Source organism: Cupriavidus sp. 01L43, assembly GCF_056399925.1.
This window is the reverse complement of record NZ_JBFTSH010000002.1, coordinates 133,101-154,723: the sequence shown is the minus strand read 5'-3', so window position 1 is coordinate 154,723 and position 21,623 is coordinate 133,101. Positions and strand designations below refer to the sequence as shown.

Annotated in this window: 26 protein-coding genes; 13 read left to right on the top strand and 13 right to left on the bottom strand. The window is 67.1% G+C overall.

The genetic code is table 11. From position 1 onward, the window contains the following. The first annotated feature begins 1 nt into the window (after position 1). Both AC1DP9_RS03840 and AC1DP9_RS03835 read left to right on the top strand, forming a co-directional pair. The gene (locus AC1DP9_RS03840) at positions 2–904 is read left to right on the top strand and encodes an SDR family oxidoreductase (protein ID WP_441644186.1); all 903 of its coding nucleotides are present in this window, start codon (positions 2–4) and stop codon (positions 902–904) included. 30 nt (positions 905–934) lie between these two features. After that, entirely contained in the window at positions 935–1,867 is a 933-nt protein-coding gene (locus AC1DP9_RS03835) for an alpha/beta fold hydrolase (protein WP_477106665.1), read from the top strand. A gap of 27 nt (positions 1,868–1,894) precedes the next feature. Here the strand turns inward: AC1DP9_RS03835 and AC1DP9_RS03830 are convergent, their stop codons facing one another. Beyond that, positions 1,895–2,416, bottom strand: a complete 522-nt coding sequence (locus tag AC1DP9_RS03830) for an O-acetyl-ADP-ribose deacetylase (RefSeq protein ID WP_477106664.1) — start codon at positions 2,414–2,416, stop codon at positions 1,895–1,897. A gap of 196 nt (positions 2,417–2,612) precedes the next feature. Here AC1DP9_RS03830 and AC1DP9_RS03825 point away from each other — a divergent pair, with 196 nt between their 5' ends. From AC1DP9_RS03825 to AC1DP9_RS03815, 3 genes are all read left to right on the top strand, one after another. Beyond that, positions 2,613–3,629, top strand: a complete 1,017-nt coding sequence (locus AC1DP9_RS03825; protein ID WP_477106663.1) for an alpha/beta hydrolase — start codon at positions 2,613–2,615, stop codon at positions 3,627–3,629. 46 nt (positions 3,630–3,675) lie between these two features. Then, complete coding sequence (locus AC1DP9_RS03820) at positions 3,676–4,659, top strand: tripartite tricarboxylate transporter substrate binding protein (RefSeq protein WP_092293180.1); 984 nt, start codon at positions 3,676–3,678, stop codon at positions 4,657–4,659. Between the two features lie 67 nt (positions 4,660–4,726). Further along, entirely contained in the window at positions 4,727–5,164 is a 438-nt protein-coding gene (locus tag AC1DP9_RS03815; RefSeq protein WP_144195519.1) for a YbgC/FadM family acyl-CoA thioesterase, read from the top strand. A 2-nt stretch (positions 5,165–5,166) separates the two neighbouring features. On the opposite strand, the gene AC1DP9_RS03810 is transcribed toward AC1DP9_RS03815, so the two are convergent. The 9 genes from AC1DP9_RS03810 to AC1DP9_RS03770 form a co-directional block, all read right to left on the bottom strand. After that, complete coding sequence (locus tag AC1DP9_RS03810) at positions 5,167–5,748, bottom strand: DUF6036 family nucleotidyltransferase (RefSeq protein ID WP_477106662.1); 582 nt, start codon at positions 5,746–5,748, stop codon at positions 5,167–5,169. 1 nt (position 5,749) lies between these two features. Next, on the bottom strand, positions 5,750–6,040 hold the full coding sequence (locus AC1DP9_RS03805) for a hypothetical protein (RefSeq protein ID WP_477106661.1): 291 nt from the start codon (positions 6,038–6,040) through the stop codon (positions 5,750–5,752). A 124-nt stretch (positions 6,041–6,164) separates the two neighbouring features. After that, complete coding sequence (gene denD, locus AC1DP9_RS03800; RefSeq protein WP_477106660.1) at positions 6,165–7,136, bottom strand: D-erythronate dehydrogenase; 972 nt, start codon at positions 7,134–7,136, stop codon at positions 6,165–6,167. Between the two features lie 30 nt (positions 7,137–7,166). Then, positions 7,167–7,949, bottom strand: a complete 783-nt coding sequence (otnI, locus tag AC1DP9_RS03795) for a 2-oxo-tetronate isomerase (protein ID WP_477106659.1) — start codon at positions 7,947–7,949, stop codon at positions 7,167–7,169. Between the two features lie 24 nt (positions 7,950–7,973). Further along, the gene (locus tag AC1DP9_RS03790; protein ID WP_369823377.1) at positions 7,974–9,359 is read right to left on the bottom strand and encodes an MFS transporter; all 1,386 of its coding nucleotides are present in this window, start codon (positions 9,357–9,359) and stop codon (positions 7,974–7,976) included. A gap of 140 nt (positions 9,360–9,499) precedes the next feature. Then, positions 9,500–10,159 carry a 3-oxo-tetronate 4-phosphate decarboxylase gene (otnC, locus tag AC1DP9_RS03785; RefSeq protein WP_477106658.1) on the bottom strand — a complete coding sequence of 220 codons (660 nt, stop codon included), beginning with the start codon at positions 10,157–10,159 and terminating at the stop codon, positions 9,500–9,502. Beyond that, the gene (gene otnK, locus AC1DP9_RS03780) at positions 10,156–11,460 is read right to left on the bottom strand and encodes a 3-oxo-tetronate kinase (RefSeq protein WP_477106910.1); all 1,305 of its coding nucleotides are present in this window, start codon (positions 11,458–11,460) and stop codon (positions 10,156–10,158) included. Before otnK ends, otnC begins: the two co-directional genes overlap by 4 nt. Before the next feature lie 12 nt (positions 11,461–11,472). Next, complete coding sequence (gene ltnD / locus AC1DP9_RS03775) at positions 11,473–12,369, bottom strand: L-threonate dehydrogenase (RefSeq protein ID WP_477106657.1); 897 nt, start codon at positions 12,367–12,369, stop codon at positions 11,473–11,475. Positions 12,370–12,392: 23 nt separating this feature from the next. After that, positions 12,393–13,136, bottom strand: coding sequence for a FadR/GntR family transcriptional regulator (locus AC1DP9_RS03770; RefSeq protein ID WP_092293192.1), 744 nt, complete (start codon positions 13,134–13,136; stop codon positions 12,393–12,395). 161 nt (positions 13,137–13,297) lie between these two features. On the opposite strand from AC1DP9_RS03770, the gene AC1DP9_RS03765 reads away from it, so the two are divergent. Continuing rightward, positions 13,298–13,720 (top strand): GNAT family N-acetyltransferase, encoded by a 423-nt coding sequence (locus AC1DP9_RS03765; RefSeq protein WP_477106656.1) that lies wholly within the window; start codon positions 13,298–13,300, stop codon positions 13,718–13,720. A gap of 6 nt (positions 13,721–13,726) precedes the next feature. Here AC1DP9_RS03765 and AC1DP9_RS03760 read toward each other — a convergent pair whose 3' ends face one another. From AC1DP9_RS03760 to ygfZ, 3 genes are read right to left on the bottom strand one after another with little or no spacing between them, the layout of a single operon-like run. Beyond that, positions 13,727–14,587, bottom strand: coding sequence for an NRDE family protein (locus AC1DP9_RS03760; RefSeq protein ID WP_477106655.1), 861 nt, complete (start codon positions 14,585–14,587; stop codon positions 13,727–13,729). A gap of 46 nt (positions 14,588–14,633) precedes the next feature. Then, a complete protein-coding gene (locus AC1DP9_RS03755) occupies positions 14,634–14,924 on the bottom strand; it encodes a DUF4936 family protein (protein ID WP_092293197.1) in 291 nt (96 codons plus the stop codon). 19 nt (positions 14,925–14,943) lie between these two features. Then, positions 14,944–15,951 (bottom strand): CAF17-like 4Fe-4S cluster assembly/insertion protein YgfZ, encoded by a 1,008-nt coding sequence (ygfZ, locus tag AC1DP9_RS03750; RefSeq protein WP_477106654.1) that lies wholly within the window; start codon positions 15,949–15,951, stop codon positions 14,944–14,946. 254 nt (positions 15,952–16,205) lie between these two features. Between ygfZ and mltG the strand changes: the two genes are divergently transcribed. From mltG to AC1DP9_RS03715, 7 genes are all read left to right on the top strand, one after another. Beyond that, positions 16,206–17,201, top strand: a complete 996-nt coding sequence (gene mltG / locus AC1DP9_RS03745; protein WP_477106653.1) for an endolytic transglycosylase MltG — start codon at positions 16,206–16,208, stop codon at positions 17,199–17,201. 7 nt (positions 17,202–17,208) lie between these two features. Next, positions 17,209–17,820, top strand: a complete 612-nt coding sequence (gene tmk, locus AC1DP9_RS03740; protein ID WP_092293203.1) for a dTMP kinase — start codon at positions 17,209–17,211, stop codon at positions 17,818–17,820. 86 nt (positions 17,821–17,906) lie between these two features. Continuing rightward, complete coding sequence (locus AC1DP9_RS03735; RefSeq protein ID WP_092293205.1) at positions 17,907–18,935, top strand: DNA polymerase III subunit delta'; 1,029 nt, start codon at positions 17,907–17,909, stop codon at positions 18,933–18,935. Between the two features lie 114 nt (positions 18,936–19,049). Then, a complete protein-coding gene (locus AC1DP9_RS03730; RefSeq protein ID WP_477106652.1) occupies positions 19,050–19,496 on the top strand; it encodes a PilZ domain-containing protein in 447 nt (148 codons plus the stop codon). Between the two features lie 47 nt (positions 19,497–19,543). Continuing rightward, positions 19,544–20,053 (top strand): N-acetyltransferase family protein, encoded by a 510-nt coding sequence (locus tag AC1DP9_RS03725; protein WP_477106651.1) that lies wholly within the window; start codon positions 19,544–19,546, stop codon positions 20,051–20,053. 20 nt (positions 20,054–20,073) lie between these two features. Continuing rightward, positions 20,074–20,868 carry a TatD family hydrolase gene (locus AC1DP9_RS03720; protein ID WP_477106650.1) on the top strand — a complete coding sequence of 265 codons (795 nt, stop codon included), beginning with the start codon at positions 20,074–20,076 and terminating at the stop codon, positions 20,866–20,868. Then, positions 20,861–21,607 carry an ankyrin repeat domain-containing protein gene (locus tag AC1DP9_RS03715; RefSeq protein WP_477106649.1) on the top strand — a complete coding sequence of 249 codons (747 nt, stop codon included), beginning with the start codon at positions 20,861–20,863 and terminating at the stop codon, positions 21,605–21,607. The genes AC1DP9_RS03720 and AC1DP9_RS03715 overlap by 8 nt, the downstream gene beginning before the upstream one ends. Positions 21,608–21,623 lie beyond the last annotated feature (16 nt).

The window sequence follows — 21,623 nt, the reverse complement described above, 5'->3', positions numbered from 1 at the left end:
TATGAAGCAGTTCGAGAGCAAGGTGGCGGTGATCACCGGCGGCGCGTCCGGTTTCGGCAAGGAGTTCGCCCGGATCGGCGCTTCGCTGGGCATGAAGCTGGTGCTGGCCGATGTGCAGGAGGATGCACTCGACACAACCGTCGCCGAATTCAAGGCGCAGGGCGTGCAAGTCATCGGCCTGCGCACCGATGTGTCGCGCGCAGAAGACATGCAGGCGCTGGCTGACGCGGCGATGACCGCGTTCGGCGAAGTCCACCTGCTGTTCAACAACGCCGGCGTCGGCGCGGGCGGGCTGCTCTGGGAAAACACCCAGAAGGACTGGGACTGGGTGCTCGGCGTGAACCTCTACGGCGTGATCCACGGCGTGCGGATCTTCACCCCGCTGATGCTGGCCGCCGCCGCGAAGGACCCGGCCTACCAGGGCCATATCGTCAATACGGCGTCGATGGCGGGGCTGCTGAACCCGCCGGCGATGGGGGTCTACAACGTCTCCAAGCACGCGGTGGTGTCGCTATCGGAATCGCTCTACCAGGATCTGAGCCTGGTCACGGAGCAGGTGCATTGCTCGGTGCTGTGCCCGTACTTCGTGCCGACCGGCATCAGCCAGTCGCAGCGCAACCGGCCGGCCGGGCTGGCCAATGAGGCACCGCCCACGCGCTCGCAACTGGTGTCGCAGGCGTTGTCGGACAAGGCCGTGCATTCGGGCAAGGTGACGGCGGCCGATGTGGCGCAGCTCACTTTCGACGCCATCCGCGACGAAAGCTTCTATATTTACTCCCACCCGCAGGCGCTGGAGACGGTGCGGCAACGCATGGAGGACATCGTCGGCCAGCGCAATCCGGGCGATCCGTTCGGCGACAAGAAAGAAGTGCGCGCCGGCCTGATCGCCGCGCTGCGCGGCTGAACCGAGCCACCCTAACGTAAAGGAGTGGCGATGGAGACCGCGATGACCGCACCCGCTGTGATTCAGCACCTGCAGTTTGCCAACCTGCCCAACGGCACCCGCCTCCATTACGCGAGCGCCGGGGAGCAGGGCAGGCCGCTGATCCTGTTCGTGCATGGCTTTCCCGAGTTCTGGTACGCCTGGGAGCACCAGTTGGCGCAGTTCGGCCAGACCCATTTCGCCGTGGCGCCGGACCTGCGTGGGTTCAACCTGTCCAGCAAGCCGGCCGAGCCGGACGCCTACAAACCGAAGCATCTGGTCGAGGATCTCGTGCAGTTCGTGCGCGCGCTGGGCTACCAGCGCTGCGTGGTGGTGGCGCACGACTGGGGCGGGGCGATCTGCTGGAACCTCGCCATCCAGCATCCGGATCTGGTCGAGCAGTTGATCATCATCAACTCGCCCCATCCCTATGTGTTTGCGCGCGCGCTGTCGGCCGATGCGGCGCAGCAAAAGGCATCGGGCTATATGAACTGGCTGCGCAAGCCGGGGTCCGAGCAGGCGCTGGCCGCTGACGAATTCGCGCTGCTGGAGAAGATGCTGACGGGCGATGCCGACCGGCTGCCCGTCTGGTTCAACGGCGAGACGCGCACGCGGTACCACGCGGCGTGGTCGCAGCCGGGCGATGCCGGGAGCCATCCGCTTACGGGGGGCGTGAACTACTACCGCGCCTCGCCGATGCACCCGCCCGGGCCGGGCGAAGCCGCGCCGGACATCTCGCGGCTCGATCCGTCGGCCTTCCTCGTACGCGTGCCCACGCTGGTGATCTGGGGCGAGAACGACCGCGCGCTACCGAAGACGCTCGCGGACGGGCTGGAGGACTTCGTCCCCGACCTGCGCCTGGAGCGGATTCCGGAAGGCACGCACTGGATCATCCACGAGCAGCCCGAGCGGATCAATCTGCTGATCCGCAGCGCGCTGCCGTGATCGATCGTGGAGGGTGGTGAAGGGTGACTAGGTGAGCCGCTCGCGATACAGGCGGTAGTTCTCGTCATCGAAGCAGACGAAGGTCACCTGCTCCAGGCTCGGCGCCTTGGGCAGGGCGTCCCGCACGGCGCGGATGGCGATGTCCACGGCGCGCTCGCGCGGAAAGCCGTAGATGCCGGTGCTGATGTTCGGGAAGGCGAGGGTGCGCAGGCCCTGCTCGCCGGCCAGCCGCACGCTGTTGCGGTAGGCGTTGGCCAGCAGCGCGTCCTCGTTCTGGCTCCCGCCTTTCCAGACCGGCCCCACTGCATGGATGACATAGGGCGCCGCCAGCAGGCCGCCCGTGGTGATGACCGCTTCGCCGGTCGGGCAGCCGCCCTGTGCCTCGCGGATCGCCCGGCACGCGTTCATGATGGCCGGCCCGCCCGCGCCGTGGATGGCGCCGTCCACACCCCCGCCGCCCAACAAGCCGTTGTTCGCGGCATTGACGATGGCATCGACCTCCAGCCGCGTAATATCCCCGTGTACAACCTGCAAGTGCTCGCCTGTCATGGTGTCTCCCGATGGAATACGCTCTCAGCATAGCCGCTGATGTGGTCGATGATCGCGCAAAAGCGTCGCCAAAACACATCGCCGGAATGATTTCGTCATGCTGCAACCGCAAAACGCTGGCATGATACGGAAAACGAACGATCGTTCACTATTCGAACCTCGACAATATTCAGAGACAGCTTCCTCGGGTCAGTCCATGTCCGCCAAGCCTTTGCCGACCGATTCCGCGTCCGGTGTTCCTCCTGGCAAGTCCTCCCAGCCGCTCGACCCGCAAGTTGCGCAGTTGCTGGACCTGATCGCGCGCGCCAAGCGCCCGCCGATCCACGCGCTGGACGTGGCGGACGCCAAGATTGCGTACGAGAAAAGCGCCCCGATCCTCGATATTTCGCCGCCGCCCGTCCATGACGTGGAGAACTTCGCCATCCCGGCGCGCGACGGCCATCAGATTCCGGTGCGGCTCTATGCACCGCGCGAGGCAAGCTGGGCCGATCCGCTGCCGTTGCTGGTGTATTTCCACGGCGGCGGGTTTACAGTGGGGAGTGTCAATTCGCACGATGCGCTGTGCCGCACGTTCTGCATGGGCGCGGAATGCCTGGTGTTGTCGGTGGACTACCGGCTCGGGCCGGACTGGAAATTCCCGACGGCCGCCAACGATGCGTTCGACGCGCTGCACTGGGTCTTCGCCGAGGCCGAGCGGCTGGGCGCCGACCCGGCCCGGATCGCGCTCGGCGGCGACAGCGCCGGCGGCACGCTGGCCGCAGCCAGCGCCGTGGCGGCCCGCAACGCCGGCCTGGCGCCGGTGCTGCAACTGCTGATCTATCCAGGCACGAGCGCGCGGCAGGACACACCCTCGCACCGCGCACTGGCCGAGGGCTACCTGCTCACTGGCGACATGATCCAGTGGTTCTTTTCGCACTATCTGGGCCAGGACGCCGACCGTGACGACTGGCGCTTCGCGCCGCTGGACGGGGGCGGTACCGGCGCCGATGTGCGCGGGGTATGCCCGGCCTGGATCGCCGTGGCCGGCTACGACCCCTTGCATGACGAGGGCGTGGCCTACGCCGCCAAGCTCCAGGCGGCGGGCGTGCCGGCCACGCTGGTCGACTATCCGTCGATGATTCACGATTTTTTCAAGCTCGGCCGCTTCGTGCCGGCTGTACTACAGGCGCACGCCGACGCCAACGGCGCGCTCCGTCAAGCATTCAAGACCTGAAGTCGCAATATTGCAGAACTGCAGCAGAAGAAGGAGACATTGACTTATGCAACGCCGCCATTTCATCGCCCGTGCGGGCATGCTCGCCGCCACGGCCGCGATCGGTTTCGCAGCCCTGCCGGCCCACGCGCAGGCGGACAAATTCCCAACCCGGCCGATCCGCCTGATCATCGGCTACACGGCGGGCGGTTCCACCGACATCCCGTTCCGTGTGCTGGCCGACAACGCCTCGAAGATCCTCGGCCAGCCCGTGATCGTCGAGAACAAGCCGGGTGCCGGCGGCGTGCTGCCGGCTCAGTTGATGCAATCCACGGCGCCTGACGGCTACACGCTGGCCCAGGTCGCCATGCCGGTCTACCGCCTGCCGTACACCACCAAGATCAACTGGGATCCGGTGAAGGACCTGTCGTACGTCATCAACCTGGCCGGGTATTCGTTCGGTCTGGTGGTGCCGGCCGATTCGCCGATCAAGACGATGCAGGAGTACGTGGCCTACGCCAAGGCCAATCCGGGCAAGCTGACCTACGGCTCGCCAGGCTCGATGACCACGCTGCACCTGACCATGGAAGAACTGGCCATGCGCCAGGGCGTGCAGTTCTCGCATATTCCTTACAAAGGCAACTCGGAATCGATGCAGGCCCTGCTGGGCGGCCACGTGATGTCGGTGGCGGACACGCCGGCGTGGGCGCAGTATGTGGAGCAGGGCAAGCTGCGCCTGCTGTCCACCTGGGGCGAGAAGCGCTCGGCGCGCTTCCCGAACGTGCCGACGCTAAAGGAACTCGGCATGGGCATCGTCCAGACGTCGCCGTTCGGGCTGGTTGTGCCGAAGGGCACGGACCCGAAGATCGTGCAGAAACTGCATGACGCGTTCAAGAAGGCGATGGAAATGCCGAACTACCGCGAGTCGCTCGCCAAGTTCGACATGGAGCCGTACTACATGAGCAGCGAGCAGTACGCGGCTTTCGCCGCCGAGACGGTCAAGAAGGAAAAGGCCATCATCGAGAAGCTGGGCCTGGCCAAGGCACAGTAATTCGCTGAATGACGATGACATGCGGGCGCCCCTCGAGGCGCCCGTATTGGCTTGGGGAATACAAAACATGGCGAAAGAGGATTTCCGCCACAGCGTGCCGCTGCGCGTGCGCTGGGCCGAGGTGGACCCGCAGTCCATCGTCTTCAACGCGCACTACCTGACGTATTGCGATATCTGCGTGACCGAGTACTGGCGCGCGGTGGGCATCCGCTATCCCGAAGACGTGCTCCACGCGCACGGCGTGGACATCTTCGTGGTGAAGTCGACCCTGGAATACCACGCCTCGGCGCGGTTCGACGACATGCTGGAGATCCGCGGCCGCATGGCCCGCCTGGGCCGTTCGAGCATGCTGTTCCGCGTGGAAATGTATCGCGGCGACGAACACCTGATCACCGGGGAGGTGATCTACGTCTGCGCTGACCCGGCCACGCAGAAATCGGCCCCGATCCCCGGGCAGGTCAGGGAGACGATCGAGGCGTACGAGGTGGTGAAGCCGGAGCGGTAGGGCTAGGGGCGCGTGGGCTTTGCTGCCTCGCGCGCCAAAGCCAGGGCATCGCGCAGATTGGCGCGCAGCATTTCCACGCCGCCCACGTAGCCGCCGAGCGCGTCGGTGGCGCGCGCCTCGATCTCATCCGCCGAAGTCAAGCCAGCCGCCACCAGCGCCTGGATGTCCTCCCGGTCGTTGTCCGCCAGCCGGGCGATCTTGCTGACGGCGAGGTCGGTGGGCGCAAGGACGCGCACGCGGATCTGTTCGAGGCCAAGGTCGACCGGAATGGCATCTTCCTGGTAGTCCTCGTGCATCAGCGCAAAGGTGGAGTTGTAGTTGGTGTCGAGGTAGATCACCTGGGGCGAGCCGTCCTCGAGTGTCACCTCGACCAGCAGATCCTGCGGCAGCATGACCCGGCCAGAGAATTCCGCATCGACATCGGTGGTGACCCGGCTCGCGGTGTAAAGATGCACCGCCATGCCGCCCGCCAGATACACCGTCAACGGCTGGCGCAACGAGAGGCGTCCCTCGAGCTGTTTCAACAGTTCGCGAAGGCCCTCCGCAAGGGCGGTATGGGTGTGAAAGGCGGTTTGCGGCAGCATTTCAGGCCAGTCGAAGCTGCATCGTCAGCATGGCCCGCAGGCGCGGAACGCTGGGCACCCATCCATTGCGCACCACTTGCGCACTCTCCACCTGTTCGGCGGGATGCTGGCGGAAATACTGCTCGCTGGCGGTCATCAATCGCGTAGATTCGGCCGGCAGGCGCGGACGAAGGACCATCGAGGCCAGGCGGAAAACGTTTGCCTCGCGCTGATCGGCCGCGCCCAGGACTTCTCCCTTGGCCGCGGCCGCACAGCGGTTCAGCAGATCGCGTTCATCGTCCCGGGCTGTCATGGTTCGTTCCTGTCGACTGCGGGACAGAGGCCCGCCACTGGGAGCACTTTACCGGTTTCGCGTGGCAGCCTCAAATCTGATTACGATCTGCATGTGGCGCATTCGACACGTCAAATTGACATGCTCAGCCGTCGATTCCCGCATCCTCCATATAGCCGCGGATCACGTCATCGAAGCTCGCGTCGCTCTGGAAGCCCAGTTCGACGGCGCGGGTGGCGTCCCATGCCGCCGGCCAGGTGCCGACGATGTTCTCGATGCGTTCTTCGCGCTGCCAGGTGACGCGGTCGGCCACGGTGTCGCCGGCCACGCGCCGGAGCGCCTCGACCATTTGCTTGGCGGTCACCGACAGGCCCGGCAGGTTCACCACCCGGCGGTTGCCGAAGCGCGCGCCGTCCAGTTCCAGGCCGTTGACCAGCGCCGTGATGGCGCCGCGCGGCGAGAGCAGCCACAGCGACGTCTCGGGGGCCACCGGGCAGTTGGCGGCCTCGCCGGCCAGCGGTTCGCGGATGATGCCGCTGGCGAACGACGACGCCGCCGCGTTGGGCTTGCCCGGGCGGACGCTGATGGTCGGCAGGCGCAGTACGCGGCCATCGACGAAGCCGCGTCGGCTGTAGTCGGACAGCAGCAGTTCGCCGATGGCCTTCTGCGCGCCATACGACGACTGCGGGTTCAGCGCGGTGTCGTCCTGCACCACGGCCGGCAGCTTGCCGCCATAGACGGCCACCGAACTCGTGAACACCACGCGCGGGCGGTGGCCCAGCTGGCGGCAGGTTTCGAGCAGCGCGCGCGAGGCATCGAGGTTCACGCGCATGCCAAGGTCGAAATCGGCCTCGGCTTGCCCGCTGACCACGGCGGCCAGGTGGAACACGGCGCCGGTATCGGCATCCATCGCGCGGGCCAGCACGGCCGGGTCGGAGAGGTCGCCGGTGACCACGCGCACGCGCGCATCGTCGATCTGCGGCGCCACGACGTCCAGCAGCGTCAGGCGGTCGATCGTGACGGCCTTGCCGTCGAGGTTCAGGCTGCCGCGCTTGAGCAGCAGGCGGGCCAGTTGCAGGCCGAGGAAGCCGGCACCGCCGGTAATCAGTACATTCATGGTTGCAGCTCAGTCGTGTAGACGTTCAGTTCAGCGATTGAGGTACGGCTTCAGCCAGCCGAGACCCGCCGAGGTGCCCGCGCGCGGGCGGTACTCGCAGCCGATCCAGCCGTCGTAGCCGAGTTCGTCGATCACGTTGAACAGGTAGGGATAGTTCAGTTCGCCCAGGTCCGGCTCGTGGCGGTCCGGCACGCCGGCGATCTGGATATGGCCGATGCCCGCGAAGTCGCGCTTGAGCTTGACCGCGAGGTCGCCCTCGACGATCTGGCAGTGGTAGCAGTCGAACTGCACCTTCAGGTTGGCGGCGCCCACCTGCTGGCAGATGGCCTGGCCGTCGTCCTGGCGGTTCAGGAAGTAGCCCGGCATGTCGCGCGTGTTGATCGGCTCGATCAGCACCGTCACGCCCTGCGCGGCGGCCGAGGCGGCGGCATAGGCCAGGTTCTCGAGATACGTGGCGTGCGCCTTCGCGCGGTCCGCATCGGCCGGCACCAGGCCGGCCATCACGTGGACGCGGTCGTTGCCGATCACGCCGGCGTACTCGAGCGCCCGCGCGAACGCGGTGCGGAACTCGGTTTCGCGGCCGGGCAGGGCGGCGATGCCGCGCTCGCCCGCGCCCCAGTCGCCCGGCGGCGCATTGAACAGCGCCTGGGTCAGCCCGTTGTCATCGAGCCGCTTGCGGATCTCGGCGGCCGGATGATCGTACGGGAACAGGTATTCCACCGCCTGGAAACCGTCCGCCGCCGCGGCGGCGAACCGGTCCAGAAAATCGTGCTCGGTGTACATCATCGAGAGGTTCGCGGCAAAGCGCGGCATGGCGGTCTCCTAGGAGGAATGGAATCAGCGGTTGACCATCTTAGCGGGCGTCAGCCACACCAGCAGCGCGCCCACCACCAGGATGCCGGACAGCACATACATCGGCAGCTGCGTGCTGTGGGTCAGATCCTTCAGCGTGCCCACCATGTACGGCGAGACAAAGCCGGCGAGGTTGCCCACCGAGTTGACCACGGCGATGCCCGATGCGGCGGCGATGCCCGACAGGAACGCGGTCGGCAGCGACCAGAACAGCGGTGCGCAGGTCAACACCCCGGCGGCCGCCAGGGACAGCGCGGCGATGGCTACCACGGTATTGTCGGTGAACGAGGCCGCGATGGCAAAGCCCACGGCGCCCATCAGGGCCGGCACGATCAGGTGCCAGCGGCGTTCGCGACGGGCGTCGGCGCTGTGGCCGAGGATGTTCATGACGACGATGGCGCAGACGAACGGAATCGCCGAGAGCAGGCCGATCTTCAGGTTGCCGCTTACGCCGCTGGCCTTGACCAGGGTCGGCATCCAGAACGTCAGCGCGTACTGGCCGGTCACGAAGCAGAAGTAGATCAGGCACATCCACCACACGCGGCGGTCGCTGAACACGGCGCCGAGCGAATGCACGCCGCGCTGGCCGTTGGCCGTGGCGGCGGCGCTGGCGTTGCGCTCGTCTTCCTCGATATTGCGCTTGAGCACGCGCTTTTCATCGGCGTCGAGCCACGGGGCCTTGTCGATGCCGTCGCGCAGCACGAAGACCGTGACGACACCGATCAGGAATGCCGGCAGGGCCTCGATGAAGAACATCCACTGCCAGCCGGCCCAGCCGTGCGTGTCGTGGAAGGCGTCCATGATCCAGCCCGAGAGCGGGTTGCCGAACATGCCGGCCACCGGAATGCCCGACATGAACAGCGCGATCATCTTGGCGCGGCGGTCGGCCGGGAACCAGTAGGTGAGGTACAGGATCACGCCGGGATAGAAGCCCGCTTCAGCCAGACCGAGCAGGAAGCGCATGATGTAGAACGTGGTCGGCGTCTTCACGAACACGAAGAGCGCCGAGATGATGCCCCACGTGATCATGATCCGCGCGATCCAGATGCGCGCGCCGATGCGGTGCATCAGCAGGTTGCTGGGCACCTCGAACAGGAAGTAGCCGATGAAGAACAGCCCGGCGCCGAGGCCGAACACGGTTTCCGAGAATTGCAGGTCCTGGGCCATCTGCAGCTTGGCGAAGCCCACGTTCACGCGATCGAGGTAGGCGATCACGTAGCAGAGCATCAGGAACGGCATGATGCGCCAGAACACCTTCTTGTAGGCGCGTTTCTCGATGACGGCGTCGGCGTCGAGCCGGCCGCTGGCGGGAATGGCAGCCGCGCCGGCCGCCGTGTGGGAAGTATTCACGTTTGAGGTCTCCAATTTCATGGCCGTCGGATGACGGCCGGCAATCGTTGGCGCGCACGCATCCCGCGCGGGGCCGGGGGCACCACGCAGCTCGCGTCGCGAAAATCGTCGCGTTTTGTCCTAGGGGGGCGTTCTACTGATCGACGTCGGGCCTGCCCGGGCTACCAGCGCGCCTTGAAGGCGTCGCGCAGTTCGGTCAACGCAGCCTCATCGAGGCTGGCGCGGTCGGCAAAGCCGGCCTGGTCCTTGAGCATCATCCATAACTTGGCGGTCTCCTCCAGTTCTTCCAGCGCGTACGCCGCGCGCGAGACGCTGTCTTCCCACACCACCGGCCCGAGGCGCGCCAGCAGCACGCCGCGCACGTCGTTGGCCAGCGTGGCCACGCGCGCGGCCACGGCTGGGTCGCCGGGACGGTGGTAGGGAATCAGCGGTATATGACCCACCTTCATCACGTGGTACGGCGTGAGAGGGGGCAGGACATCGTCGGGCTGCCAGACGCCAGCCAGCGTCAGCGCCACCAGGTGCGTGGAGTGGGTATGGACCACGCCATGCACGTTCGGATTGTTGTCGTAGACGGCGCGGTGCAGCGTCAGCGTCTTGGACGGCTTGTCGCCGGACACCCAACTGCCGTCCAGGCCGACCTTGGCCACGGCGGCCGGGTCGAGCGTGCCGAGGCAGGCGTCGGTCGGCGTGATCAGCCAGCCGTCATCGAGCCGGGCGCTGATATTGCCCGCCGTGCCGACCGTGTAGCCGCGCTGGTAGAGGCTGGCGCCGACGCGGCAGATCTCCTCGCGCAGCGCGGATTCCGTCTTGCCGCTCATTGCGCCGCTCCTAGCGCGCGCAGCGCCTCGTCGAAGAAATTCTCGCCGCCGAAGTTGCCCGATTTCAGGGCCAGCGCGAGTGGCGTGGCGTCCAGCGTGACCGTGGCGGGCACGCCCGGCGCGATCTGCGTGCCGATACGCAGCGCCTGCACGGCGAGCGACTGGACCACGGCGCCGGAGGTCTCGCCGCCGGCCACCACGAAGCGGCGCGTGCCCGAGGCCTTGAGCGCGGCGGCGATGCCAGCCAGCGCGGCCTCCACCAGATGGCCGGCGCGCTCCACGCCCAGTTCGGCCTGCACGGCCTTGACCTGATCCGGGGTGGCGGTGGCGTAGATCAGCACGGGATCGGCATGATCGGCGGCAAAGGCCAGCGCCTCGTCCACCACCGGCTCGCCACGGGCCAGCCGGAGTGGGTCGATGCGCAGGGCGGGGCGCTTCTGGGCGATCCAGTGCGCTACCTGCCCATTGGTGGCGCGCGACGCGCTGCCAGCCAGCACCACACCGTGGCCATCGACGGACGGCACCTCGGCGGCATCCACGCGTTGCGGCAGCAGGCCGGCACGGCGGAAGTTCTCGGGCAAGCCCAGGGCGATACCGGAGCCGCCGGTGATCAGCGGCAGGTCGGCGCAGGCCTGGCCCAGCGTGAACAGGTCGGCGTCGGAGATCGCATCGGCAATCGCCAGCCGCGCGCCTTCGGCACGCAGGGCGCCGATGCGCGTGCGGGTCTCGTCGGCACCGCGCGCCACGCTGTCGTAGCGCAGCAGGCCGACCTTGCTCTGGCTCTGGCGTTGCAGCACGCGCACCAGGTTGGCGTCGGTCATCGGCGTGAGCGGATGGTGTTCCATGCCGGACTCGCTCAGCAGCGTATCGGCCACGAACAGGTGACCGCGGAAGATGGTGCGGCCGTTCTCGGGGAAGGCCGGGCAGGCGATGGTGAAGTCGCTGCCCAGCGCCTCGAGCAGCGCCTCGGCCACGGGGCCGATGTTGCCGGCGTCCGTCGAATCGAAGGTCGAGCAGTACTTGAACACGAACTGGCGGCAGCCCTGGGCGCGCAGCCAGGCCAGCGCGGCCAGTGATTGCGCGACGGCGTCGGCGGCCGGGATGGTGCGGGACTTCAGCGCCACGACGATGGCGTCCGCCTGCACGGCGTCATTGGCCGTGCCGGCTGCTGGCACGCCAATCGTCTGCACGGTGCGCATGCCATTGCGAACCAGCGTGTTGGCAAGGTCGGTGGCGCCGGTGAAGTCGTCAGCAATGCAGCCGAGCAGGGGCGTGTGGGTCGATGGGGTCGATGCAGTCATCATCGCGCTCCCTTACTTGGTCTTGGCCGCCGGCAGTTCGATGCCGGGGAAGATCTTGATCACGGCCGAGTCGTCCTCGCCGCCGTGACCGGCGGTGGAGGCCATCATGAACATCTGGTGCGCGGCGGCGGACAGCGGCAGCGGGAATTTGCTGGTGCGGGCGGTGTCGAGCACCATCCCCAGATCCTTGACGAAGATGTCAACGGCGGACAGCGGGGTGTAGTCGCCGGAGAGGATGTGCGGCACGCGGTTCTCGAACATCCACGAGTTGCCGGCGCTGTGCGTGATGACGTCGTAGAGCGCGTCCGGGTCCACGCCCTCGCGCAGGCCCAGCGCCATGGCCTCGGCGGCGGCGGCGATATGCACGCCGGCCAGCAGCTGGTTGATGATCTTGACCTTGGAGCCGGCACCGTGCGCGTCGCCCAGGCGGTAGACCTTGCCCGCCATCGCGGCCAGCACGTCCTCGGCCAGCGCGTAGGCCTCGGCGGGGCCGGAGGTCATCATGGTCATTTCGCCGCTGGCGGCGCGGGCTGCGCCACCGGAGACCGGTGCGTCCAGCAGCAGCAGGCCGCGCTCGGCCAGCCGCTTGCCCAGCGTCTCGGCGAAGACGGGCGGCACGGTGGCGCTGGCGATGACCAGCTTGCCGGCGGACATGGCCGGCACGGCCCCGTTGTCACCGAACAGCACCGCTTCCGTTTGCGCGGCGTTCACCACCAGCGTGATGACCACGTCGCAACGTTCGCCGAGTTCGGCCGGATTGGCGCACGGCACACCGCCGGCATCGGCAAAGCGTTGCAGCACCTCGGGGCGCAGGTCGCAGGCGTGGACCTTTAAACCGGCACGCAGCAGCGACTGCGCGACACCATTGCCCATTGCGCCCAAACCGATGACGCCGACATTGCGGGACATATTGAATCTCCTACGGAAGTGTTTCAGTGCGAGCGGAGGCCGTCGCGTTCGGCCGGCGTGTCCTCGCCCAGTTGGGCGAGGCGGCGCGCGGCGTTGTACATGTGGGTCTGCGCGGCGTTGCGCGCGGCATCGGCATCGCCGGCGCGGATGGCCGCGACGATGGTCTGGTGTTCCTCGCGCACCTGGCGCGAGAAGTCCTCGCGGCGGGCTTCGTTGGTGCGGGTCACCCGCGTGGCGGTTTCGAGGTACTGGCTCAGGAAGGCCAGCGTCTTGAGGAAATAGGGGTTGCCGGTGGCTTCGGCAATGGCACGGTGGAAGGCCACGTCCGCCTGCACGCCATCGCCGCCTTCGGCCACGGTGGCATCGAGGTGCGCCAGCGCGGCGTCGATATTCGTCATGGCCGTATCGGTGCGGCGGCGCGCGGCCTGCGCGGCTACCTCGGCTTCGATCGAACGGCGCAGTTCCACGATCTGGAGCACCGATTCGAGCGTGCCGGTATCGGTGTAGTCGATGCGCAGCGGCCGGATGCCCGCCTGATCGGTGACGAATACGCCGCTTCCCTGGCGCGATTCCACCAGCCCCTCGTACTTCAGGCGGGCAATCGCCTCGCGGACCACGGTGCGGCTGACGCCGAATTCCTCGGACAGCACGGCCTCTGTCGGCAACTTGGCGCCGCGCGGGAAGGCGCCACCCTCGATCTTCTCGAGCAGTTGTTCGGCAACGCTGTCGGTCAGGGCGCGGGCGGGAATTTTCTGGAAGACGGGCACGGCGAGGGAGGGCAGTGATCAGGTAGTCAGGTCATCATACAAATTTTCAGCGCGCCTGCCGACCGGGGAAACCCTAGGATGATTGGTGCATTGCGTTACGATTCGCCCGTTGCGCAGCGTATGATTGCGCCTTTCTACAGACTTCCAAGCTGGATCGAATCATGTCCGAGACCGTCATCGTTTGCGCCTGGGCCGAAGCCCTCGAGCGCGCCCGCGCCATCCGCTACAGCGTTTTTGTCGAGGAGCAGGGTGTGCCGGTGGAACTGGAATGGGACGACATGGACGAGCCGAGCTGGCACGCGCTGGCATTCGCCGCCGATGGCACGCCCGTGGCCACGGGCCGGCTGCTGCCGGACGGCCACATCGGCCGCATGGCCGTGCTGAAGGTGGCGCGCGGCACCGGCATGGGTGCGAAGGTGCTGGACGCGCTGATGGCCAAGGCCGCTGAACTCGGTTATCCCGAACTGATCCTCAACGCGCAGACCCACGCGGCGCCGTTCTACGCGCGCGTGGGGTTCGAGCAGGTGGGTGAGGAATTCGAGGAAGCCGGCATCCCGCACGTGGAGATGCGGAAGCAGATTTAACAGTGATTACCGGGGCGCCGGCACGGTGCCCGGGTCACGCGCCACGTTGAGCCGGCCGCGATACATCACCTCGCCGGTCGGACCATTCGCATCGAAGCTGCGCTCGCTGAAGTCGAAACGGCCATCGTGCCGCACGCGGAGCAGCGTGCTGGCGCGCGTGCCGTAGCTCGGCGAGCGGATGAACGACGACGACAGCAGCTTTTCCCATTCCGGCGCCACGCCCGTGCGCGGCAGTTCCCAGTCGGGCGCCTGACGGTCGTCAGCCAGCAGTTGCAGGTACGGTTCCGCGCTGGCGGTAGGCTGGCCGCTATCCGCTRCCAACACTTCGCACATCGCGCCCACGCGGCTGCGCACCTTGGGCCACGGCGTATCGAGCAGCGCGTTGGACAAGCCGTAGAGCCCCGGCTTGAGCCGTTGCGGCTGGCGCGACGGCGAACGGTTGCTGTACCACCAGAGGTCGTGCAGATCGCTCGCGAGCAGGTTGAAGCCGTTGTAGGCGCCGTGGTCGCCGGCCAGCGCATGCAGGTATTCGTCGGCGCTCTGGTTGCCGCGCAAAAACTGCGACACCAGTTCGCCGCGCGAGCGCGCATCGGTGCGCTTCTCGGACGGCGCGCGGTAATTGGTCAGCGCGGCAAAGCGCGCGCCCGGGTGGGCGTGGCCGGCATGCTGGGCGTCAGCGCCCGCAATGCCCATCCACGTACCGGGTTCGCCAATCACTTCCGCGAGGTCACGACCGCCCAGCACGTGGGGGGCATCCTGCCACCAGTGCGCGGCCGCCGCCGGGCGGGCATAGAACTCGTCGCGGTTGCCGGCAACCACCAGGGCATAGTCCGGGTGCGATTGCCAGGCCACCAGAATCAGGCACATAGCACTTCCTTTACAACTTGATCAGTCGATGTCTTGGCACAGCACACTACAAGACATCGAGATCCACGAACCGTTCCGCCATCCGCTCGCCGCTGACCCATTGCGACAACCCGCTCTGGTGCCACAGGCCCGTGAGCGTGGCGTCGAAGGCGGGCGGCACATCGGCATAGCATTCCATCCAGGTTTGCAGGCCGGCGCGGGTCTCGGGCCTGCGCATGAGCGTACCACCAATCCCGGTGGCTTCGGCCACCGTTTCCATCCAGCGGTGCCAGTGGGGCAGGGCCTCGACGGCCCGCTCGTCCGGTACATTGAAATAGACGTACAGATGATCGCTCATGTCGGCGCTCCGGGGAGATTCAGCCGGCCGCTTCGGCCGCATTCGGCAGCGGCACTTCGTACGGCAGCGCACGCGTGGCCACGGCCGGGCCGTCAGCAGCGCCGAGCCGCAGCGCGCCCGTGGCCGCCTCGATCTTCAGTTCCGCCAGCGCATCCCAGCCGCCCTCAGGCGACGGCGCCGCGTTGACGATCATCCCGCACGGCTGTTCCGGGTCTTCCGGGCGGAAGATCTCGGCGGCGGCGGCCGGTACCTCGCCATCGCCATGCAGGCGCCACATGCGCCGCTTGAGCGTGCCACGATACTGGCTGCGCGCCACGACTTCCTGGCCCGGATAGCAGCCCTTGCGGAAGTTCACGCCGCCAATCAGCTCGAAATTGATCATCTGCGGCACGAACTGCTCCTGCGTCGGCGTGCTGATGCGCGGCACGCCGGAGAGCACGTCGAGCCAGTCCCAGAAGGCCGGCGCGGCGGCGTCGAGGTTGCCGGACAGCGTCTGTTGCAGGGCAGCGATGCGCTCCGCCGGGGCCACGATCTGCCAGCGCTGGCCGCCATCGGCATCGGCCAGACGAATCACGGTGACGCCTTCGGCACTCGCTGCCTGGAGCGGACCCTGCGGCGCGGGCAGACCCGCCACGGCGAGCGCGCCGGCGGCAGCCGGGCCAGCTACGCCGAGCACGCCATGTGTGGCGGAAAGATCGGACAGCTTGGCCTTGGCACGCAGCACGAACATGCTCAGGCGCTTCTGGATGGCCGGCTGGATGTCGGCCGAGATCTGCAGGACGATGCCGTCGGCATCGCGCCACATCAGGAAGCTGGCTTGCAGGCGACCCTTGGGCGAGCAGTAGCCGGCCAGCCGCGCCGTGTCCGGGGACAGATCCTCGACGGCGTTGGTCAGTTGGGTGTGCAGGAACGCGGCGGCATCGTCGCCGGCCACGCGGATCAGCCCGACGCCAGCAGGCGTGGCGATTACGCCGGTGCGGCGCAGCGATTCAAGGCTCGAAGCCAGGGTGGGAGTTGCGTTGGACATGCAATCAGGCCGGTTGGCGAACAGGTGACGGGAGGCGGCGGCACGCCGAATGGGGTGCCGCCGCCTCCTCTATATAGGGACGCTTGCCGCCAGGGCAAATCGGCAACGTGACGATGCGGGCTCGTGGCGGCGCGGGGCTCCCGGTATTATATGGGGCTGTCGCCATTCCGGCCCGCCGCCCTGCCGATCCCGACCCGCCGTTGGGGGCATGGCGTTGGCATCACCCTGGCGTCGCCAAAATTCACCAATCCTCCATGAAACGTATTGTTCTGCGTCTGATCGGGGTTCTGCTGGTCTTTGCCCTGGCAGCCGCCGGCGGCTTCGCCTGGTGGGCGCACCAGCCGGTCGGCCTGTCCGCCTCGCCCGTCGAGGTCATCATCAAGCCCAGTTCGGGCGTTGCCAGCGTCGGCCGCCAGATCCAGCGCGGCGGCGTGTCGATGGACCCGCGCCTGTTCCAGTTGCTGGCCCGCATCACCGGCCACGGCGCCGACCTCAAGGCCGGCGGCTACCAGTTCGAGACCGGTATCACGCCGCTCGACATCATCGAGAAGATGGTGAAGGGCGAGGTCACGCACTATGTGGTTACCGTGATCGAAGGCTGGGAATTTCGCAAGATGCGGGCGGTGGTCGATGCCAACCCGGCACTCAAGCACGACACGGCGGGCATGTCCGATGCCGACCTGATGAAGGCCATCGGTGCGACGGAACCGTCACCCGAGGGGCTGTTTTTCCCCGATACCTACCTGTTCGCGCGCGGCAGCAGCGATGTCGAGCTGTATCGCCACGCTTACCGCGCCATGCAGAAGCGCCTGAACGAAGCCTGGAACGCCCGCGCGCCGGACCTCCCATACAAGACGCCGTACGAGGCGCTGGTCATGGCCTCCATCGTGGAGAAGGAGACCGGGCAGGCCGTGGAGCGGCCGATGATTGCCGCCGTGTTCATCAACCGGCTGCGCAAGAACATGATGCTGCAGACCGATCCGACCGTGATCTATGGCGTGGGCGAGTCGTTCGACGGCAACCTGCGCAAGAAGGACCTCCAGACGGACACCCCGTACAATACGTACACCCGCACCGGCCTGCCGCCCACGCCGATCGCGCTGCCGGGCATCGCCTCGCTGGCCGCAGCCACGACGCCAGCGCCGTCCGATGCGCTGTACTTCGTGGCGCGCGGCGACGGCAGCAGCCATTTCTCCAATTCGCTTCCCGAACACAATCGCGCGGTAGATAAATACCAGCGCGGCAAATAAGCCTTTCATGCGCGGAAAATTCATTACCTTCGAAGGCATCGACGGCGCCGGCAAGAGCACCCATATCGACTGGGTGGCCGAACGCCTGCGCGCACGTGCCGATACGGGCAGCGTGGTGACCACGCGCGAGCCGGGCGGCACGCCGCTGGGCGAGGACCTGCGCCAGCTGCTGCTGCACCGGCCGATGCACCTGGAAACCGAGGCGCTGCTGATGTTCGCGGCGCGCCGCGAGCACATCGCCGAAGTCATCGAGCCAGCCCTGTCTCGAGGCGACTGGGTGATCTCGGACCGATTCACCGACGCCACGTTCGCCTATCAGGGCGGCGGGCGAGGCCTGCCCACCGGGCGGCTGGAAGTGCTCGAAACCTGGGTGCAGGGCGGCCTGCAACCCGACCTGACCCTGTTGTTCGATGTCCCGCTGGAGACCGCCAGTGCGCGGCTGGCCGGCGCGCGTTCCCCGGACAAGTTCGAGGCCGAATCGCGCGCCTTCTTCCAGCGCACGCGTGACGAGTACCTGCGCCGTGCGGCGGCAGCCCCGGCGCGCTTCCGGGTCATCGACGCCACGCGCTCGATCGACGAGATTCGCGTAACGCTCGAGGAAATCATCGCAAGCCTTTGATCCGGATGGCCTATATGGCGGCGATGATGTCCGCTGGCCACCCTCCGACAATACATGAGCGATCCCTGCTAACTGACTGAATCGGCATGCTTTATCCCTGGCAACGAGAAGACTGGCAACGACTGGCTGCGCTGCGCCCCCGGCTGCCGCACGCGATGCTGCTGCATGGCCAGCAAGGCATTGGCAAGCGGGACCTGGCGCTGCATTTCGCCCAGGGCCTGCTGTGCGAGTCGGCTCTTGCCGATGGCCAGCCGTGCAATACCTGCGGGGCCTGCCACTGGTTCAGCCAGGGCAACCATCCCGATTTCACGGTGGTCCGCCCCGAGGCGCTCGATGCGAGCGGCGAAGCGGATGGCGAGGCCGAGGGCGGCGCCAAGAAGAAGGCGCCAAGCAAGATCATCCGCATGGAGCAGGTGCGCGCGCTGATCGAGGCCGTGGGCGTGGGCACGCACCGCGCCGGGCTGCGCGTGGTGGTGGTCTATCCGCTCGATGCCCTGCAGACCGAAGGCGCCAACGCGCTGCTGAAGACGCTTGAAGAGCCGCCGCCGTCCACGGTTTTCCTGCTGGTGACCGACCGGCTGGACCGCGTGCTGCCGACCATCCTGTCCCGCTGCCGCCAGTTTTCCGTGGAGCGCCCCACGGCCGCCGCTGCGCTGGACTGGCTGCGCAGCCAGGGCGTGGCCGATGCCGAGGCGCAACTGGCGCTGGCTGGCGGATCGCCGCTGACGGCGCTCCATGCCGCCGAAGCCGAGGAGCAGCCGATGCAGCGCTGGCTGGTCTCGCAACTGGGCGCGGGCGCCGCGTTCGACGCGCTGGCCGCCGCCGAGCAGCTCCAGAAGCTGCCGGTGCCGGCCGTGCTCGGCACGCTCCAGCGCTGGACCTATGACCTGCTGGCGCTCTGCGTCGGCACCGGTGCGGTCCGCTATTTCCCGAAGGAGCAGGCGGCGCTGGCGCGTTGTGCCGGCGCCACCGATGCCCACCGACTCCAGGCGTTCAGCGCCCGGCTGGTCGGCCATCGGCGCAACGAGAACCATCCGTTGGCGGCGCGCCTCGTCATGGAGTCCGTTTTCCTCGATTACCGGCATTTGTTCCAGGGAAGTGCCGCCGGGCGATAGGAATCGGGCGCCGCCCGTGGTAAAAGCTAACGCAGTCAAGCTGTCGATTTGTCAAACGCGCCAAATAGCGCCGCACCAAGCGGACAGGGCGCAACGCCAAACAGGGGTCAAACAATGAATGCACCAGTCACCGGCGCGCCCGTGCGTCCGGCCGCACCCGCAGCACCCGGAGCACCCGGAGCACCCACCACCGTGCCGGGCCAACCTGCCACGGCAGGCGCCGCGCAGCGGCCGAACGTGCTGTCGCTGTCGATCAAGGACCAGGCGGGGCTGTACGCGGCCTACATGCCGTTCCTGACGCGCGGCGGTATCTTCGTGCCGTCCAACCGGCCGTTCCGGATTGGCGAACAGGTGTTCCTGGTGCTGTCCCTGCTGGACCGCCCGCAGAAATACCAGGTGCAGGGCACGGTGGCGTGGATCACGCCGGCCGGTACGCCGATGAAGACCCCCGGCGTGGGCGTGCATCTGCCCGAGGACGACAATGGCCGCAACCTGCGCCGTGCCGTCGAGGAAATCCTGGGCAAGGCCATCGATTCCGGACGGCCGACCCAGACCTTGTAGCAATCTGATCATCCACGCGAAGTTAGCTTCGCAAGTATTTGTTATTCATGCGTATTTCCGATTTCACCCTGCGCCTGGCCGCGCCGGCCGACCTGCCCGGCATCGTCGAGATCTATAACAGTACGGTGCCATCGCGCATGGTCACGGCGGATACGGAGCCAGTGAGCGTGGCGTCCCGCCAGGCGTGGTTCGACGCCCATCAGCCGGAGCGCCGCCCGCTGTGGGTGTGCGAGGATGCCGAGGGCCGTATGGCCGGCTGGCTCAGCTACTCGGATTTCTATGGCCGTCCGGCCTATGGCGCGACCGCCGAGCTGTCGATCTACCTACACGCGGACCGCCGTGGGCAAGGGCTGGGGCGCTACCTGCTCGAGCAGGCCATCGCCCATGCCCCGCAGGTGGGCGTGACCACGCTGCTCGGTTTCATCTTCGGTCACAACACGCCGAGCCTGGCCCTGTTCGAGCGGCACGGTTTCGCCCGCTGGGGCGACCTGCCGCGCGTGGCGGTGCTCGATGGCATCGAGCGCGATCTCGTGATCGTCGGCCGCCGGCTCGACTGACCCGCATCCAGAGACTGACGATGTTCGTTGATTCCCACTGCCATATCGATTTCCCGGAACTGTCCGAGCGGCTGCCGCAGCTGCTCGAGAACATGAAGGCCAATCAGGTCACCCACGCGCTGTGCATCTCGGTGACGCTGGAGGACTTCCCGCGCGTGCTGGCGCTGGCCGAGCAGCATCCGCACCTGTATGCGTCGGTGGGTGTGCACCCGGACTACGAGGAGGGCGAGGACCCGACGCTCGAACGCCTGCTGGCGCTGTCCGCGCACCCGCGCGTGGTGGGCACCGGCGAGACCGGGCTCGACTACTACCGGCTCAATGGCCGCAGCATCGACGACATGGAATGGCAGCGCGAACGCTTCCGCACCCATATCCGCGCCGCCAGGCAGACCGGCAAGCCGCTGATCATCCATACCCGGTCGTCGGCGGACGACACGCTGCGCGTGATGCGCGAGGAGAATGCGCGCGAGGCCGGCGGCGTGATGCACTGCTTTACCGAAACCTGGGATGTGGCGAAACAGGCGCTCGACGAGGGCTTCCATATCTCGTTCTCGGGCATCGTCACCTTCAAGAGCGCGGCGGACCTCCAGGAAACCGCGAAAAAGGTGCCGCTGGACCGCATGCTGATCGAGACCGATTCGCCCTATCTGGCGCCGGTGCCGTATCGCGGCAAGACCAATGAGCCGGCGTGGGTGCGCCATGTGGGCGAGTTCATCGCCCAGTTGCGCGGCGTGCCGGTGGAAACCATCGCCGAACAGACGACGGATAATTTCTTCCGTCTCTTCAAGCACATAGACAGGAATGCTCATGTTTGACATGAAGACGATGCGTGGCGCGGTGGCCGCCCTGATGCTGGGCGCCGCCACGGCAGGCTGGGCCGCGCCGGCGGACGACATGCGCAAGGCCGTGGAATTCGACGATGCCAACACGGTGCAGAAACTGCTGGCGCGCGGCGTGGACCCGAACCTGACCGACGCCCGGGGCAACCCGATGCTGGTGTTGGCGCTGCGCGAGAAATCGATCAAGGCCGCCACGGTGCTGATCAAGGCGAAGAACATCGACTTCGACAAGACCAACCCGGCCGGCGAGAACGCGCTGATGATGGCCAGCCTGCAGGGCGAGCTGGACATGGTGAAGCTGATGGTCGACGGCGAAGAGGCCGAGATCAACAAGAAGGGCTGGGCGCCGCTGCACTACGCGGCCTCCAACGGCCACAACGAGGTGGTGAAGTACCTCGTCGATCACGCCGCCTATATCGATGCGGAAAGCCCCAACGGCACCACGCCGCTGATGATGGCCGCGCGCGGCGGGCATATCGACACCGTGAAGGTGCTGCTGGACGAGGGCGCGGACCTGCGCCTGAAGAACCAGCAGCGCATGACCGCGATCGACTTTGCCGAGCAGTACAACCAGAAGGAGATTGCCGACGGGCTGAAGTCCCGCTGGCAGAAACTCTATGGCGCGGTACCGGCCCCCGCGCCGAAGCCGGTGCCCTATAACCCCTCGGGCACCCAGGGCGCGCCGAACAAGCAGCCGCAGCCCAAGCCGTACTGAACGGCGCCTGAGCTGT